We start from the raw sequence: 15969 nt of genomic DNA, 5'->3' as shown, positions 1-15969 counted from the left end.
CACGATATTGGCGGTTGTTTAACGACTGGGGAATTATATATGGATATCACCGAACTGCTCGCCTTCGGCGTGAAGAACAAAGCTTCCGACTTGCACCTCTCCGCCGGTTTGCCTCCGATGATCCGCGTGCACGGCGATATGCGCCGTATCAACCTGCCGGCCATGGAGCACAAGGAAGTGCACGCCATGATGTACGACATCATGAACGACGGGCAGCGCAAACATTACGAGGAGAACAAGGAAGTCGACTTCTCCTTCGAAGTCCCCAATCTCGCCCGTTTCCGTGTCAACGCCTTCATCCAGAATCGCGGCGCCGGTGCGGTCATGCGTACCATTCCTTCCAAGATCCTGTCACTGGAAGACCTGAACGCGCCCCCCATCTTCAAGACCATCGCCGAGAACCCGCGCGGCATGGTGCTGGTCACCGGCCCGACCGGCTCGGGTAAATCGACCACGCTGGCGGCGATGGTGAACCACATCAACGAGAGCGAGATGGGCCACATCCTGACCGTGGAAGACCCGATCGAATTCGTGCACGAATCCAAGAAATGTCTGATCAACCAGCGCGAAGTCGGTCCACACACGCTGTCGTTCAACAACGCTTTGCGCAGCGCGCTGCGTGAAGACCCGGACGTGATCCTGGTCGGCGAGATGCGCGACCTGGAGACCATTCGCCTCGCCATGTCCGCTGCCGAGACCGGCCACCTGGTGTTCGGCACGCTGCATACCAGCTCCGCCGCCAAGACCATCGACCGTATCATCGACGTGTTCCCCGCCGACGAGAAGGAGATGGTGCGCGCGATGCTGTCCGAATCACTGCGCGCCGTAATCTCGCAGACCCTGCTCAAGACCAAGGACGGCGCAGGCCGCGCAGCCGCGCACGAGATCATGATCTGCACCCCCGCCATCCGTAACCTGATCCGCGAAGCGAAAGTGCCGCAGATGTATTCCGCCATCCAGACCGGCGGCAACATCGGCATGCAGACGCTGGACCAGTGTCTGACCGATCTGGTCAAACGCGGTGTCGTCGCATCGGGCGAGGCACGCAGCAAGGCAGCCAACAAGGATCTGTTCCCCGCTTAGGTCGGCGCAGAGCATCACCGAATCAGGAGAAGCACATGGAAAGAAGTCAGGCTACCGAACTCGTACACAATCTGCTGAAAGGCATGATCTCACAGAAAGCGTCCGACCTGTTCGTCACCGCCGGCTTCCCGCCGGCATTCAAGGTGGACGGCAAGATGACGCCGGTGTCCAATCAGATCCTGTCCCCGCAGCACACGCAGGAACTGGCGCGCAGCATCATGAACGACCGCCAGGCCGCCGAATTCGAAGCGACGCACGAATGCAACTTCGCCATCAGCCCGCCCGGTATCGGGCGCTTCCGTGTCAACGTGTTCATGCAGCAACAAAAGGTCGGCATGGTGTTGCGTACTATCACCACCAAGATCCCGACCTTCGAAGAATTGCGCCTGCCGGACGTGCTGAAAGAAGTCACGCTCACCAAACGCGGACTGGTGATCCTGGTCGGCGGCACCGGCTCCGGCAAATCGTCCACGCTGGCAGCCATGATCGGCTACCGCAACTTCAACAGCCAGGGTCACATCATCACCATCGAAGACCCGGTCGAATACGTGCATGAACACCAAAAGTGCATCATCACCCACCGCGAAGTCGGGGTGGATACCGACAACTGGCACAATGCGCTGAAGAACACCCTGCGCCAGGCACCCGACGTGATCCTGATCGGCGAGATCCGTGACCGCGAAACGATGGAATACGCGGTGGCCTTCGCCGAGACCGGCCACCTGTGCATGGCCACGCTGCATGCCAACAGTGCCAATCAGGCGCTGGATCGCATCATCAACTTCTTCCCGGAAGAACGCCGCGAGCAATTGTTGATGGACCTGTCGCTCAACGTCAAAGCACTCATCTCGCAACGGCTGATCCCCAAAAAGGACAGCAAGGGCCGGGCCGCCGCGTTCGAGATCCTGCTCAACTCGCCGCTGATCTCCGACCTCATCTTCAAGGGCGAGGTGCACCAGATCAAGGAAGTGATGGGCAAGTCGCGCGAGATCGGCATGCAGACCTTCGACCAGGCGCTGTACGACCTGCACGAAGCCGGCATGATCAGCTACGAGGAAGCATTGAAGAACGCCGACTCGGTCAACGACCTGCGTCTGCGTATCAAACTGGAAAGCTCGGAGACCAAGGACCGCGACGTGATGAGCGGCACCGAACACATGAAACTGACCTGATGCTGCACGGCCCGGAAAAAAGCCGCCTTGAAGGCGGCTTTTTTATTTGCGGTTGCTACCGCTGACGATCTTGTATTCGAACAAGCGGCACTCGATGGCACCGTTGAACAGCGGCGTGCGTTTGGATGGCGTCAATCGCATCAATTTGGCGATACGTAGATCGCCTGTGAACAAGTAGGCGTTCCAACCGCCGAACTTCTTTTTCAACGCATCGCCCAGCTGCGGATACAACTCGGCCAGTTCGTCCTCGTCACCCATACGTTCGCCGTAGGGCAGATTGGCGACGAGGATGCCTTCCTTCGCCGGCGGGGATGCTTCCAACACATTGCACTGCTTCAGATCCACTGTCTCGCGTATGCCCGCTTCTTCCAGATTCTGATGGGCAGCCACCAAGGCATCACCGTACAGATCGCTGCCGTGCAGCGGCAACTCACATACCGGCTTCTGCGCCGCGATAGCGGCTTCGCGCATCGCTTGCCAGGTCTTGGCATCGAAGTTCTTCAGTTTTTCGAAAGCAAAATGGCGCGCGATGCCGGGCTGGATGTTGAGCGACATCTGCGCCGCCTCGATCAGGAAAGTGCCGCTGCCGCACATCGGATCGAGCAAAGGGATGCCCGGCTGCCAGCCGGTCATCTTCAAGATGCCCGCCGCCAGATTCTCGCGCAGCGGCGCGATGTTGGTATGGGTGCGCACGCCGCGCTTGTACAGCGCCTCGCCCGAGGTATCCAGATACAGCGTGAACTTGTCGCCCTCAAAGAAAGCGTGGATGCGCATATCCGGTTCCAGCTTGGCCACGCTGGGTCGCTCCTTCTTCTCGGCGCGGAACTTGTCGCACACCGCGTCCTTGATCTTGAGCGTGATGAACTCCAGGCTGGTCAGCGGGCTCTTGATCGCCGTGACCTTGACCAAAATGGTGTGCTGCACTTCGAACCAGCGCGTCCACGGCAGATCGTAGGCAGCCTGATACACATCCTGTTCGTTGCGATACGGCGTCGGTGCCTGCACACGCCACAGGATGCGCGAGGCGAGGCGGCTTTGCAGATTGATGCGATAGCAGGTCGGCCAGTCACCCGAGAAGCCGACGCCGCCGTCTGTCGCTTTCACACCGGCGGCACCGCATGAAAGCAGTTCGTCGGAGAGCAGTTTTTCCAGTCCGCGCGGACAGGTGGCGAAAAAGTCAGGCATATCAGAAAGGCTTCACGACGACGAGGATGACGACCGCCAGCAACACCAGCACCGGCACTTCATTGAAGAAACGGAACCACACGTGACTGCGCACATTGCGGTCTTCCGCGAACACCTTCACCAGATGACCGCAGTAAAAATGATAGACGACCAGACCGACCACAAAGGCGGTCTTGGCATGCAACCAGCCGCCGGAAAAACCGTAACCGAACCACAACCACAGGCCGGTGATCACGGCCAGCGCACCGATGGGCGTGACGAACTTGTACAGCTTGCGCTCCATCAGCTTGAAGCGCTCCTTCACCGCCGCTTCTTCCGCCATCGCGTGGTTGACGAAAATGCGCGGCAGATAGAACAAGCCGGCGAACCAGCTGACCACGAAAAATATATGGAATGCTTTCAGCCACAACATTTTGATTACCTCGACAATCTACGTCTGAACAGAACCAGAGAAATATAGAACCCGACCAGCGCATAGGTCAGCAGCACGCCGATATGAAAAACCGCCTGCGCCGGCACCTCACCCTTCATCAAGGGGCGCGCCAGATCCACCGCATGCGTCAACGGCAAGGCGGCGGCAAGCGCCTGCAATGCCTCCGGCAGCTGAGTGACCGGGAAAAAGACGCCGCATAGTAGCATCATCGGTGTGATGACCAGCGTGAAGTAGTACATGAAGAAGTCGTAGGCGGGTGCCAGCGCGGTCATGATCAGACCAACCGCGGCGAAGGTCAGGCCGATGAGCAACACCAGCGGGATCATCCACAAAGACATCAGCGAATCCGACAGGCCGAGTATCCAGATGACGATGAGCACGGCCACGCCCGACATCAGGCTCTTGGTCGCCGACCAGAGAATCTCCGACAGCACGATGTCATCCAGCGTCACCGGCGTGTTCATGATCGCTTCCCAGGTGCGCTGCTCGTGCATACGGGCGAATGCGCCGTACAGTGATTCGAAACTGGCGCTGTTCATGCTGCTGTAGCACAGTGTGCCGGCCGCGAGGAAAGCGATGTAGGAAGTACCGCCCATCTCTGGCAACAGGCTGCCCAGACCGTAACCCAGACCCAGCATATAGATCACCGGATCGGCCAGATGCCCGAGGATGGCGGGCACGGCGACCTTGCGCCACACCAGCCATTGCCTGCGCCAGATGGGGAAGAAACGCAGCGTCAAAGTCGGCAATGCAAAATGACTCATGCTCATTCCCTCATCTCCCTGCCGGTCAATTTGAGGAACACGTCTTCCAGATTCGCCGGACGATGCAGATAGCGCAGTGCACTCTGCGCCTGCAAGTGTGCCACCAGCGGCTGCGCATCGCGCACGTAGCAGAACACCGACTCGCCGCTGACTTCATGACGCTGCGCATACGTTGCGGCATGCTCGCTCGCCCATTGCCCGGCCGTCTCGCCGAACACCTCCACCACCTGCGGCTCGATGTTGCTTTCGATCAGTTCGCGCGGCGAACCCTGGCTGATGAGCTTGCCGTTGTCCATCACTGCCAGGCGGTGACACAGGCGCTCGGCTTCGTCCATGAAGTGAGTGGTGAGCAACAGCGTCTTGCCCTGTTGCGTCAGCGCGTTCAGACGTTGCCAGATCAGGTGGCGCGCCTGCGGATCGAGACCGGTGGTTGGCTCGTCGAGGAACACCACATCGGGATCGTTCACCAGTGCGCGCGCCAGCGTCAGGCGACGTTTCATGCCGCCTGACAGCGTCGGCACTTTCGCGTCGCGCTTGCTGGTGAGGCTGGCGAATTCGAGCAAGTCCGGGATGCGTGCCTCGATCTCGCTGTCCGGCATGCCGAAATAGCGCCCGTACACCAGCAGATTCTCCGCCACGGTGAAGTCCGGGTCGAGGTTGTCCATCTGCGGCACCACGCCCACTTTGATGCGCGCCTCGCGCGCGGCCTGCGGCACCGGCAGATCGAGCAGCGTGGCCGTGCCTGCATCCGGCGCGATCAGTCCCAGCAGGAGGCGCAGCGTGGTGGTCTTACCCGCGCCGTTGGGGCCAAGTAGCCCGAAACATTCGCCCTTGTGGATGGACAGATCGAGCCCGTCCACCACGCGGTGGCCGCCGTAGGATTTTTGCAGACCTTTGGCCTGTATGACTGGATTCACAATTCAACTCCGGAAAAATGTTTCTTCACGATATCGCGCAATTGTGTCAGCCGACCGTGGAAGAAATGTTCTGCTGCCGGCAATACCACAATGGGCAGATGCTGCGGCCGCGCCCATTCCAGCGCATCAGCCAGCGGCACCACATCATCATGCTCACCGTGTACGACCAATGTGTCGGCCGATACGGCCGGCATCGCGAAACGCCCGACGGCAGGCGCGGCCAGGATCAAGTGTCGCGGTTGCAAGCGCTGCGCTGCGCGCGCTGCGACATAACCGCCGAAAGAAAAACCGGACAACACCAGCGGCAGTTCGCCGCCGAATTGCTCCTGCGCATAGCGCACCACCGCGATCAGGTCTTCAGTCTCGCCTTCGCCGCCGGTGAATTCGCCGTCGCTCGCGCCGACACCGCGAAAGTTGAAGCGGAAGGATGCGCAGCCCATGTCGGCGAAGGTCTTGGCCAGCGTCATCGCCACCTTGTTCTCCATCGTGCCTCCCATAGTGGGTAAGGGATGCGCCACCACGGCGATCGCGCGCAGTTCGCCCTCCGGCAGATGCGCCACGCCTTCGAGCCGCCCTGCCGGGCCCTGCAGATCAAAGCTCTTCAATACGACTGCCATCAGATCTTCAAACGCTCCACCACACGGCCATGTTGCAGATGCTCCTCGATGATCTCATCCAGATCGCTCTCGTCGACGAAGGTGTACCAGGTGCCTTCGGGATAGATCACCAGCACCGGACCATCGTCGCAACGGTCCAGACATCCGGCGGAATTGATGCGGATCTTGTTCTGCCGGTCCGAGATGCCCAATGCCTTGACCTTGTCTTTCACATAGTCGCGCGCCTTCTGCGCACCGTGGTTGTTGCAGCAGTCGCTGCCGTCCTCGCGCTGATTGGTGCAGAAGAACACATGCTTGTCGAAATACTGCGTCATTTATCGCTCTCCTCCCCATTCATGATGCGGCGCCGTGCCCAAGCCAGATAGATCACCAGCAACACGGGGAACACCGCCGAAACGATCTGCGACATCCAGTTGAAGTTGCGCAGATGACCGTAGTGCCAATGATACAAGCGCATCGCGGCCGCAGGTGCCGCGCTGTCCAATACCCCTGCCGCCAATGCCAGATAAACGGCACTCGCCGCCGCCGCCGCCCACAGCAGCACCGGACGCGACAACCAGAAACTGGCACCCGTCAGTGCCAGCCCTGCCAGCAGCCCGAGCACGGCCTCGCCGTTCAACCACAGCATCAAGGCCCAGGACCGCAACAGCACCGCCGCCGTGATGAACTTGCCCAGCGCCACCACGCTCAGCATCAACAACAATGCCGCCACCACGTGACGCCGGATGCGGAACAGGGTCTGCAACAGCAAGCCGATCAGCAACAGGTTGCAGGCCACCGCCGCACTCGCCCACATGCTGAATTGAGGCGGCGCGAACGCCGCGATGCGCCCCGCTTCTTCGGTGAGGAACACATTGCCCAGCATGGGTAGCGAAGGATTGATCTGCGCGAACATCCACAGCATCACCAGCGCCAGACCGAAATCCACCCCGTCACCGCGCTGGAACAGTTCGATACGCCACTGCGTGGCGCGCGCGAACCATGCCCGCGGCGCGATCCACACTGCCAGCACAGCCCCGCACAACGCCCCCAGTCCGTTGGTAAGCACATCCACACTGGCCGCAGCCCGCATCGGCAGATACGTCTGCAGATATTCCATCGCCATCGACAACAGCAATGCGGCCAATGTCGCGAGCAACACACTCTGCCCTGGCTTGAAACGCGTACCCAGATTGAGCGCCAGCAACATACCCAGCGGCAGATAGGCCAACCAGTTGGCTGCCGCGTCGAACGCCGTGTAGGCTTGGCTCAGCGGCGAAGCGAGCACTTCCACAAAGGTCGGCGCCGACGCCTGCCAACCCGCAAAAGGGGACAGGCTGGCGTACGCGATCATCAATACATATCCCGCCAGCAGATAGCGGCGCAGCAAGGAACGATTGGTTCTAAATGACAGTGCGGTCATCAGATATACCCGATGAAATAGGTCGGGCTCATTTTGGTTGACTCGGCAGTAGGGGTAGTAAAGAATGCGTCCCGCAGTTAAAAAAACTATTACGTTCGACAACATCGACGGGAGGAGATTATGGCATACCTGCACTGGTCCAATGAGCTGGACACGGGTATCGAAGTCATCGACAAACAGCATCGGCGCATCGTCGATCTGATCAACGAATTGAATACCGCAAACGAAGGTGGAGACACCGCCGTGATCAACCACGTGCTGGGCGAACTGGTGGACTACACCTTGTCCCACTTCAGTTTCGAGGAAGAGCTGCAGGAGAAGGCGAACTATCCCTTCTTCAAAGCACATAAACGCGTGCACGAGATATTCACCAAGCGCGTCGGCGAATTCCAGCAGCGCGCCGCCAATGGCGAAAACGTCGCCCCCGAACTGCTCTCCATGCTGAAGATCTGGCTGGTCAACCACATCAAGGGCGACGATGCCGACTATGTTGAAGCCGTGGTGAACTCGCTCGGCGTCGAGATCAAGAAATCCGACACCTCCGGCGGTTGGCTGGGCAACACCCTTAAGAAGATCTTCGGCTGATTCACTTCGAAGCGGCGTTCAGCCGCTTCGCAATCACCGCAGGCAGTTTATTCGGCGCCTTGATGCGCAACTGCTTGTTCACGCTGTACACCCCGAACACCACCGTGATCGACTTCACAGGCACATCGAACTCACCCGCCAGAAACTTCACCAGATGTGCCGTGGCGCGTCCGTGCACCGGATTCTCAGCGACATGGATCTCCAGCTGATTGCCGATGCCTTTGCTCAATTTAGTCTGCTTTGCGCGCGGCCGGCCCAGGATGTTCAACACCAGCGTTTCGTCCTGCCACAGACAGAACGTATCCATCTCCAGCCCGGATTTAGAACTTTTCATACGGTGCCAGATAACGCCATTGCTCCGCTGGCAGCTTGCCCATAGACAAACGCCCGATGCGCAGACGGCGCAAACTCAACAATTCCAGACCGACGCTGTCGCACATGAACGCGATCTGCCCGTGCCGCACGCCCTTCAAGGCAAAGCGTAGCCGTGTCTCGCTCTGGCGGCTGACCTTAGCCGGTGACAACGGTTTGCCGTTATACGTCAGCCCGTGATTCAACAGCTTCAGCCCTTCCTCAGACAACTCGCCCGACACCTCGGCGACATACTCCTGCTCCACCGTCGCCGCACCATCCACCAGTTTGCGTGACACGCGGAAGTCCTGAGTGAACACTGACATACCGCTCGCATTCGGCTCCAGCGGCAGGCACGGCGTCATGCGCACGAAATGTTGTTGCAGCACACGGATATGGGAATGGTCATCCTCCGCCTGCGTATCCGCACGCAGCAGTGCCGTCACCGCCTCGTCACTCATACCGAGTGGCCGATGCAACATGATAGTCACCGTCTCCACCGGCACCGCCTTGGCCGCCGCATCGAGCTCCACCTTCTGATCCGTCACCATGAACTGCGGCAACTCCACCACCTGCCCATCCACCTTCACCCAGCCACCCGCGATATACAGCTCCGCCTCGCGGCGCGAGCACGCAGTCAGTTCGGCAAGACGTTTGGCAAGGCGGATAGGTTCGGTCATGGGAGGTACTTGATAGAAACAGGGCTCGCATTGTAAACGCTAGCTCACGCCGTTCCCCTGTAAAATCCGCGCATGACCACCCCACCCAAACCCGCGAACCGCCCCACATTGGAAGGCGTCACACTGGAAAAGATCGTCACGCAACTATCCGAGAGTATGGGATGGGAAGCGATGGCTGATGCCGTGCCGATCCGTTGCTTCACGCATGATCCGAGTGTGAAATCGAGTTTGAAGTTTTTGAGGAGGACGCCTTGGGCTAGAGCGAAGGTGGAGGAGTTGTATCTGTGGTCACTTCGTTCGAAGTGATTTTCTGAAGCTGTTCGTGCTCAACGAAGAGCGCACATCTTCAACATCAAAGTCAACACCGTCTGGGGTAGCCCGACGGTGTTGACTTTGATGTTAGGAGAGGCGACCTACTTAGTGAGCCTCATCCCAATTCATCCCCTCCCCCAATCCCACTTCAAGTGGAACCTTGAGGTCAGCCACCCCACACATCAACTCCCGCACCCTATCCTTCACACGCGAAAGTTCAGCATCAGGCACTTCCAACACCAGTTCGTCATGCACCTGCATGATCATCTTGGTTTGCAACTTCTCCTGCTCCAGCCAATCCTGCACCGCGATCATCGCGAGCTTGATGAGATCGGCCGCCGTGCCCTGCATCGGCGCATTGATCGCCGCGCGTTCAGCCGCCTGACGGCGCATACCGTTCGCGCCGTTGATCTCGGGTAGCCACAAACGACGCCCGAACCAGGTCTCAACAAAACCCTGCGCCTTGGCTTGTTCGCGCGTGTCGTCCATGTAGCGCTTCACGCCGGGGTAACGCGCGAAGTAGACGTCGATGTATTGCTTGGCGGCACTGTTCTCGATACCGAGCTGTGAGGCGAGGCCGTAGGCGGACATGCCGTAGATGAGGCCGAAGTTGATGACCTTGGCGTAGCGGCGCTGCTCGCTGCTCACATCATTCAGTGACACGCTGAACACTTCAGCGGCGGTGGCACGGTGGATGTCCTCACCGTTGGCGAAGGCTTTGAGCAGACCTTCGTCGCCGGAGAGGTGCGCCATGATGCGCAGTTCGATCTGCGAGTAGTCGGCGGATACGATGCGCGAATTCGGCGGGGCGATGAAGGCTTCGCGGATGCGACGGCCTTCGGGGGTGCGGATGGGAATGTTCTGCAGGTTGGGGTCGCTGGACGAGAGTCGTCCGGTGACGGCTACGGCTTGCGAGTAGCTGGTGTGCACGCGACCTGTCTTGGCGTTCACCATCAGCGGCAGTTTGTCGGTGTAGGTGGATTTAAGTTTGGCCATGCCCCTATGCTCCAGCAGCAGTTTGGGCAACGGGTAGTCGAGCGCGAGTTCCTGCAACACTTCTTCGTCGGTGGAACGCGCACCGGTGGCGGTCTTCTTCTTGGAGGGGATGCCAAGTTTGTCGAACAGGATCTCTTGCAACTGTTTGGGTGAGGCGAGATTGAACGGCTGGCCTGCCAACTCGAATGCTTGTTTCTCGATCTCGTTCAAGCGCAGACCCAACTCGTGGCTTTGTCGTGACAGTTTGCCGCTGTCGATGAGCACGCCGTTGCGTTCCATCTTGAACAGCACTTCACGCACCGGCATCTCAATGTCTCGATAGACCTCAGCCAATCTTCCTTGCAGTTGCGGCGACAGGGTCTGGTGCAGTTGCAGGGTGATGTCGGCATCTTCTGCGGCGTACTTGGTGGCCGTTTCGACATCGACTTGATCGAAGCCGATCTGCTTCGCGCCCTTGCCAGCCACATCGGTGTAGCTGATGGTGCTCATGCCGAGATGACGCAGCGCGAGATTTCCCATCTCGTGCGGCTTGTGCGATTCCAGCACGTAGGATTGCAGCAGTGTGTCTTCGGCGATGCCGCGCAGGGCGATACCGTGGTTGGCGAAGATGTGCTGGTCGTATTTCAGGTTCTGTCCCAGCTTCTTGTGCGCGTCGCTTTCCAGCCAAGGGCGGAGCATTTCCAGCGCGCGGTCGAAACCGATCTGATCCGGCGCACCGGGATAGTTGTGCGCCAGCGGGATGTAGGCGGCGGCGTGCGGCGTGATCGACAGCGAAATACCAACCAGTTGCGCGACCATGGGGTCGAGGCCGGTGGTTTCGGTGTCCAGGCTCACCAAGGGGGCGACCAGCAGTTTTGCCAGCCAGACATCGAGTTGGGCTTCAGTGAGGATGGCTTGGTAATTCGAGGTGTCGTTCTGGAACAGGTCTTGCGGGGCTTCGGCTTGCGTGAAGTCGCGCTGCGCAACGCTGGGTGTGGTACGCGGCTTCGGAGCAGATGCTTCGCCGGTCAATTCGCGCATCAGGCTGCGGAAGCCGAAGTGCTCATACATGGCCTTCAGCTTTTCGGTGTCGGCGACGGGGGCGACCAGCTCGTCGAAACGCTTGTCCAGCGCCACGTCGCATTTCACGGTGACCAGTTGCTTGCCCATCGGCAGCCATGCCAGTGCCTCGCGCAGGTTGTTGCCGACCGCGCCTTTCACTTCGTCAGCGTGCGCGATGAGGTTGTCCAGCGAGCCGTATTCTGTGAGCCATTTGACGGCGGTCTTGGGTCCGCACTTCGCAACGCCGGGGACGTTATCCACGGTGTCGCCGACCAGCGCGAGGTAATCGATGATGCGTTCGGGTGGCACGCCGAACTTCGCGGTGACGCCGGCGATGTCCAGCTTCTCTTCGCTCATGGTGTTGACCCACAGCGTGTGGTCGTCAACCAGTTGCGTGAGGTCTTTGTCGCCGGTGGAGATGATGCAGCGCGCGCCATTGCGCGAAGCCTCGCGTGCCAGCGTGCCGATCACGTCATCGGCTTCCACACCGTCCACCATCAGGATGTTCCAGCCGGCGGCCGCCACCACTTCGTGCAGCGGCTCGACCTGCGCGCGCAGGTCGTCCGGCATGGACGGGCGGTTTGCCTTGTATTCCGGGAACCAATCGTCGCGAAACGTCTTGCCCTTCGCGTCGAACACGCAGGCGCTATAATCCGCCGGGTAGTCGGTTCGCAGACGTCGCAGCATGTTGAGCACGCCCTGTATGGCACCGGTGGGTTCACCCTGCGGGCTACGCAGATCGGGCATGGCATGGAATGCGCGGTAGAGATAGGACGAGCCGTCCACCAACAACAGGGTTTTCATAATTAGGGATCCGCAATGAACAACGATATGAAACTGCCGCCGGCACAATCGCCCGAATTGATGCAATCGAAGGAGTCCTGGCGGGTGTTCGGCATTATGTCAGAATTCGTTTCAGCGACCGAACGCCTGAACAACATCCATCCGGCGGTGAGCATCTTCGGCAGCGCGCGCACACCGCATGAGCATCCCTATTACCAATTGACCGAAGAGATCTCGCGCCTGCTGTCGGACGCCGGATTCTCGGTCATCTCAGGCGGCGGCCCCGGCATCATGGAAGCAGCCAACAAGGGCGCGTTCTACGGCAAGTCGCCCAGCGTCGGTCTCAACATCCAGTTGCCGCATGAGCAGCACAACAACCCCTACCAGAACATCAGCCAGACCTTCCACCACTTCTTCACGCGCAAGGTGATGTTCGTGAAGTTCGCCAGCGCCTATGTGGTGATGCCCGGCGGCTTCGGCACGCTGGACGAGCTGATGGAAGCGCTGACGCTGGTGCAGACCGGCAAGACGCGGCGCATGCCCATCATCCTGGTCGGCAGCAAGTTCTGGGGCGGTCTGGTGGAATGGTTCAGAACCACGCTGCTGGAAGAGAAGGTGATCGGCCCCGGCGACCTCGATCTGGTCCAGGTCATCGATGAACCGGAACAGGTGGTGGCTGCCATCTTCAAGCATTACGAGACGCGCGGCTTCGAGCCTTCTCCCGCGGAACGCGAGATGCAGCTCAATCTTTAACGTAGAATCGCACACCTCACTGAACGGACCCCCATCATGCGCATCCTTACCCTGCTCATCCTGTTATGTATCGGCCTGAACGTCCACGCCGAGACCGACACCACGCCCGAGGTGACCATCACCCCGCAGTCCGATACGCTGATCGAGGAATATCGTTCGCACGGCAAGCTGTACATGATCAAGATCACCCCGAAGTACGGCCCGCCCTATTACCTGATCGACGAGCGCGGCGACGGCAAGTTCGCGCGCCAGGACAATCTGGATTCCGGCCTGCGCGTGCCGCAATGGATCATCAAGACCTTCTGACAGGACACAGGCATGGCAGTTTTCACCAGTGTCTCTGAAGCAGACATCACGCATTGGCTTTCCCATTATTCGCTGGGCACCCTGCAGGCACTGCAGGGTATCCCGGCCGGCATCGAGAACACCAACTACTTCGTCACCACCGGCAACGGCCGCTTCGTGCTGACGCTGTTCGAGAAACTCACGCCCGACGAGCTGCCGTTCTATCTCAACCTGATGTCGCATCTGGCGCGGCACGGCATCCCCTGCCCGGCACCGGTGGCCGACCGCGACAACCGCTTCCTCGGAGAACTGAACGGCAAGCCGGCCTGCATCGTCAGCCGCCTGTCGGGCAAATCGGTCACGCAGCCGGGCGTCGCGCAATGCGCGGCCGTAGGCGCGATGCTGGGACAGATGCACATCGCCGGACAGAGTTTCGGCGAAGCGATGGAAAATCCGCGCGGCGCGGCCTGGCGCGCGGCTGCCTCGCAGCAAGTCGCAAGATTCCTGCCACAGGAGGCGGCACAGTTGCTGGCGGATGAAGTCGCTTTGCATGCCGCACGCGAAAACGCCGATCTGCCGCGCGGTGTGATCCATGCCGACCTGTTCCGCGACAACGTGCTGATGGAAGACGACCGCGTCGGCGGCCTCATCGATTTCTATTTCGCCTGCACGGATGTGCTGTTGTATGACGTGGCAATCACGCTCAACGATTGGTGCATGCAGACGGACGGGCATCTCGATGTCACACGCGCCGGAGAATTCCTGCGCGCCTACCATGCAGTGCGCCCGTTCACGACAGCCGAAGCCGGCGCATGGCCGATGACCTTGCGTCTGGCCGCGCTGCGCTTCTGGATCTCGCGCCTGTACGACCTGCACCTGCCGCGTGATGGCGAGATGGTCAACGCGCATGATCCGGCCGTGTTCGAGCGCATCCTGCGCAATCACATCGCCACTGACCGTCCGGTCTGGCTATAGGAGACAACCATGGAGATACGCAAACTCGAAGCCGCGCGCGGCTGGACCTGGGTCAAACAGGGCTTTCAACTTCTGATGCGCAATCCGCTGCTCAGCATCAGCAGCGCTATCCTGTGTCTGCTGTCAGTGTTCGTAGCGCTGATGCTGCCGCTGATCGGGCCTTTGCTTGCGGTGGCGCTGATGCCCATCATGCTGGCCGGATACATGAACATCTGCCGCGCGCTGGAAGAGAACGAGAAGGTGGCACCTGCCATGTTGCTGGCCGGTTTCAAAAAACACACTTCCAGTCTGGTCGCACTGGGTGCGTTCCTGATGCTGGGTATGTTGTTCGCCTCGACTGTGATGGTGACCGTGGGCGGCGAGTCGTTCGCCGCGCTGATGGAACAGATGCACAGTGCCGAGGACTCACAGAAGCTGATGCAGGCCATCGCGGGCGGCGACAGCCGTGTCTCGCTGGCCGTGCTGATCGGATTGACGCTCATGCTGGCACTGGTGGTGGCCTGGCAATACGCGCCCATCCTGGTGTTCTTCAGCGGCATCTCGCCATGGCTCGCTTTAAAGGCCAGCTTCGCCGGCACACTGCGCAACATCATTCCTTACACCGTGTACAGCCTGATCATGCAGGTGCTCACCATGCTGCTCGGCATCCTGCCGTTCGGCATCGGCATGCTGCTGTTGCTGCCGCTGGGCCTGACCTCGCTGTATGTCAGCTATCGCAACATCTTCCCATGGCTGGATGAGACCAACCAAGCGGCCATCAAGGTCGAAACGGAGACGGTGCAATGAATTTCAATCCCAGCCCCGAAGCCAGACGGCTGGCGCAGAGCCCGCACAACGTGTTCATCGTCGGCCTGTTCGCCTTCGACCTGTTCATGACACCTGCCGTGCTGGGCATGAAGCTGGGCATGATCAGTCTGCTGATTCCGCTGTTCTGCTCGGGCGCACTGATGGCCTACATCAACTGGCGCGGTAAACAGGATACGGTGTGGTTCGTGCAGATGCACTGGCGACTGGCGTGGACGCGCTGCCGCATATTGATCATCGGTTATGCCGTCTCGGCCTCGCTGATCCTGATCGCCTGGCTGCTCAGCCAGATATCGAACGACCCACACATGGCGAGCATCATCTGGACGGCGCTCACCCGTATCGCGCTGATGCCAACGCTGATCATCGTGCTGGTCACCTCGGTGATGGCGTTCTCCGCTTTTTCGATGGCGCAGAAAGGCGAACTGCCGGACAAGCTGGTGGCGAAGTTTCCGCCACCCGAAAATGTTGCCGCCGCTCAGGCTTGAATGAACTCTTCGTATGCGGCCAGCACTTCTGCCGCATACATCAAGGATGGGCCACCGCCCATATACACCGCCACCGCCAGCATCTCATTGATCTGTTCACGTGTCGCGCCCAGCTTCACCAATCCCCTGACATGAAAGCCGATGCAGCCTTCGCAGCGTGTCGAAACAGCGATGGCGGTGGCGATCAATTCTTTCTGCAGCGCACTCAACACACCTTCCGCCATGGCGGATATTGCCATGGTGTCGAATCCTGCCATCGGCGCCTGCGCTTCTTTGCGGAAGGTGGTCAATTCCTTGCTGATACCGCGCGTGATCTCTTTGTACGATTTACTCATCACCACTC

General features: G+C 59.8%; 20 protein-coding genes. 9 read left to right on the top strand and 11 right to left on the bottom strand.

The features are described 5' to 3' along the window. Positions 1-39 precede the first annotated feature (39 nt). Positions 40-1083, top strand: coding sequence for a type IV pilus twitching motility protein PilT (locus ACYCZ5_RS05215; protein WP_461543726.1), 1044 nt, complete (start codon positions 40-42; stop codon positions 1081-1083). Between the two features lie 35 nt (positions 1084-1118). Beyond that, positions 1119-2255, top strand: a complete 1137-nt coding sequence (locus ACYCZ5_RS05210; RefSeq protein WP_461543725.1) for a PilT/PilU family type 4a pilus ATPase — start codon at positions 1119-1121, stop codon at positions 2253-2255. A gap of 42 nt (positions 2256-2297) precedes the next feature. On the opposite strand, the gene ACYCZ5_RS05205 is transcribed toward ACYCZ5_RS05210, so the two are convergent. The 7 genes from ACYCZ5_RS05205 to ACYCZ5_RS05175 are packed head-to-tail and all read right to left on the bottom strand — an operon-like array spanning position 2298 to position 7573. Continuing rightward, positions 2298-3440, bottom strand: a complete 1143-nt coding sequence (locus ACYCZ5_RS05205; protein ID WP_461543724.1) for a THUMP domain-containing class I SAM-dependent RNA methyltransferase — start codon at positions 3438-3440, stop codon at positions 2298-2300. A gap of 1 nt (position 3441) precedes the next feature. Continuing rightward, a complete protein-coding gene (locus ACYCZ5_RS05200) occupies positions 3442-3852 on the bottom strand; it encodes a CopD family protein (protein ID WP_461543723.1) in 411 nt (136 codons plus the stop codon). 5 nt (positions 3853-3857) lie between these two features. Then, entirely contained in the window at positions 3858-4637 is a 780-nt protein-coding gene (locus ACYCZ5_RS05195) for an ABC transporter permease (RefSeq protein WP_461543722.1), read from the bottom strand. 2 nt (positions 4638-4639) lie between these two features. Continuing rightward, a complete protein-coding gene (locus ACYCZ5_RS05190) occupies positions 4640-5554 on the bottom strand; it encodes an ATP-binding cassette domain-containing protein (protein WP_461543721.1) in 915 nt (304 codons plus the stop codon). Next, positions 5551-6171 carry an alpha/beta hydrolase gene (locus ACYCZ5_RS05185; RefSeq protein ID WP_461543720.1) on the bottom strand — a complete coding sequence of 207 codons (621 nt, stop codon included), beginning with the start codon at positions 6169-6171 and terminating at the stop codon, positions 5551-5553. The genes ACYCZ5_RS05190 and ACYCZ5_RS05185 overlap by 4 nt, the downstream gene beginning before the upstream one ends. Beyond that, positions 6171-6485: a (2Fe-2S) ferredoxin domain-containing protein gene (locus tag ACYCZ5_RS05180; protein WP_461543719.1), complete on the bottom strand. Its 315-nt coding sequence runs from the start codon at positions 6483-6485 to the stop codon at positions 6171-6173. The genes ACYCZ5_RS05185 and ACYCZ5_RS05180 overlap by 1 nt, the downstream gene beginning before the upstream one ends. Then, complete coding sequence (locus ACYCZ5_RS05175; protein ID WP_461543718.1) at positions 6482-7573, bottom strand: VanZ family protein; 1092 nt, start codon at positions 7571-7573, stop codon at positions 6482-6484. Before ACYCZ5_RS05175 ends, ACYCZ5_RS05180 begins: the two co-directional genes overlap by 4 nt. A gap of 120 nt (positions 7574-7693) precedes the next feature. Here ACYCZ5_RS05175 and ACYCZ5_RS05170 point away from each other — a divergent pair, with 120 nt between their 5' ends. Next, a complete protein-coding gene (locus ACYCZ5_RS05170; RefSeq protein ID WP_461543717.1) occupies positions 7694-8158 on the top strand; it encodes a bacteriohemerythrin in 465 nt (154 codons plus the stop codon). A gap of 1 nt (position 8159) precedes the next feature. Here the strand turns inward: ACYCZ5_RS05170 and ACYCZ5_RS05165 are convergent, their stop codons facing one another. Together ACYCZ5_RS05165 and ACYCZ5_RS05160 are read right to left on the bottom strand one after the other, a co-directional pair. After that, positions 8160-8492: a DUF167 domain-containing protein gene (locus ACYCZ5_RS05165; protein ID WP_461543716.1), complete on the bottom strand. Its 333-nt coding sequence runs from the start codon at positions 8490-8492 to the stop codon at positions 8160-8162. Further along, positions 8479-9189 (bottom strand): RNA pseudouridine synthase, encoded by a 711-nt coding sequence (locus ACYCZ5_RS05160; protein WP_461543715.1) that lies wholly within the window; start codon positions 9187-9189, stop codon positions 8479-8481. The genes ACYCZ5_RS05165 and ACYCZ5_RS05160 overlap by 14 nt, the downstream gene beginning before the upstream one ends. 72 nt (positions 9190-9261) lie before the next feature. Here ACYCZ5_RS05160 and ACYCZ5_RS05155 point away from each other — a divergent pair, with 72 nt between their 5' ends. After that, positions 9262-9495: a VF530 family protein gene (locus ACYCZ5_RS05155; RefSeq protein ID WP_461543714.1), complete on the top strand. Its 234-nt coding sequence runs from the start codon at positions 9262-9264 to the stop codon at positions 9493-9495. Positions 9496-9606: 111 nt separating this feature from the next. Here ACYCZ5_RS05155 and polA read toward each other — a convergent pair whose 3' ends face one another. After that, positions 9607-12342 (bottom strand): DNA polymerase I, encoded by a 2736-nt coding sequence (polA, locus tag ACYCZ5_RS05150; protein ID WP_461543713.1) that lies wholly within the window; start codon positions 12340-12342, stop codon positions 9607-9609. Between the two features lie 15 nt (positions 12343-12357). On the opposite strand from polA, the gene ACYCZ5_RS05145 reads away from it, so the two are divergent. Genes ACYCZ5_RS05145 through ACYCZ5_RS05125 form a run of 5 tightly spaced genes read left to right on the top strand, consistent with a single transcriptional unit; the run spans position 12358 to position 15626 of the window. After that, positions 12358-13074, top strand: coding sequence for an LOG family protein (locus ACYCZ5_RS05145; RefSeq protein ID WP_461543712.1), 717 nt, complete (start codon positions 12358-12360; stop codon positions 13072-13074). A gap of 36 nt (positions 13075-13110) precedes the next feature. Continuing rightward, positions 13111-13380 carry a DUF2782 domain-containing protein gene (locus ACYCZ5_RS05140; protein ID WP_461543711.1) on the top strand — a complete coding sequence of 90 codons (270 nt, stop codon included), beginning with the start codon at positions 13111-13113 and terminating at the stop codon, positions 13378-13380. 12 nt (positions 13381-13392) lie between these two features. Beyond that, positions 13393-14334 carry a homoserine kinase gene (locus ACYCZ5_RS05135; protein ID WP_461543710.1) on the top strand — a complete coding sequence of 314 codons (942 nt, stop codon included), beginning with the start codon at positions 13393-13395 and terminating at the stop codon, positions 14332-14334. A gap of 9 nt (positions 14335-14343) precedes the next feature. Next, positions 14344-15120, top strand: coding sequence for a BPSS1780 family membrane protein (locus ACYCZ5_RS05130; RefSeq protein WP_461543709.1), 777 nt, complete (start codon positions 14344-14346; stop codon positions 15118-15120). Further along, positions 15117-15626: a hypothetical protein gene (locus ACYCZ5_RS05125; RefSeq protein ID WP_461543708.1), complete on the top strand. Its 510-nt coding sequence runs from the start codon at positions 15117-15119 to the stop codon at positions 15624-15626. The genes ACYCZ5_RS05130 and ACYCZ5_RS05125 overlap by 4 nt, the downstream gene beginning before the upstream one ends. On the opposite strand, the gene ACYCZ5_RS05120 is transcribed toward ACYCZ5_RS05125, so the two are convergent. Further along, entirely contained in the window at positions 15617-15961 is a 345-nt protein-coding gene (locus ACYCZ5_RS05120) for a carboxymuconolactone decarboxylase family protein (protein ID WP_461543707.1), read from the bottom strand. The genes ACYCZ5_RS05125 and ACYCZ5_RS05120 overlap by 10 nt on opposite strands. Between the last annotated feature and the right edge of the window lie 8 nt (positions 15962-15969).

The sequence above is a fragment of the Sideroxydans sp. genome (genome assembly GCF_054604835.1).
Note: the sequence above shows the minus strand (reverse complement) of the source record. Positions and strands in the feature narration are given on the sequence as shown.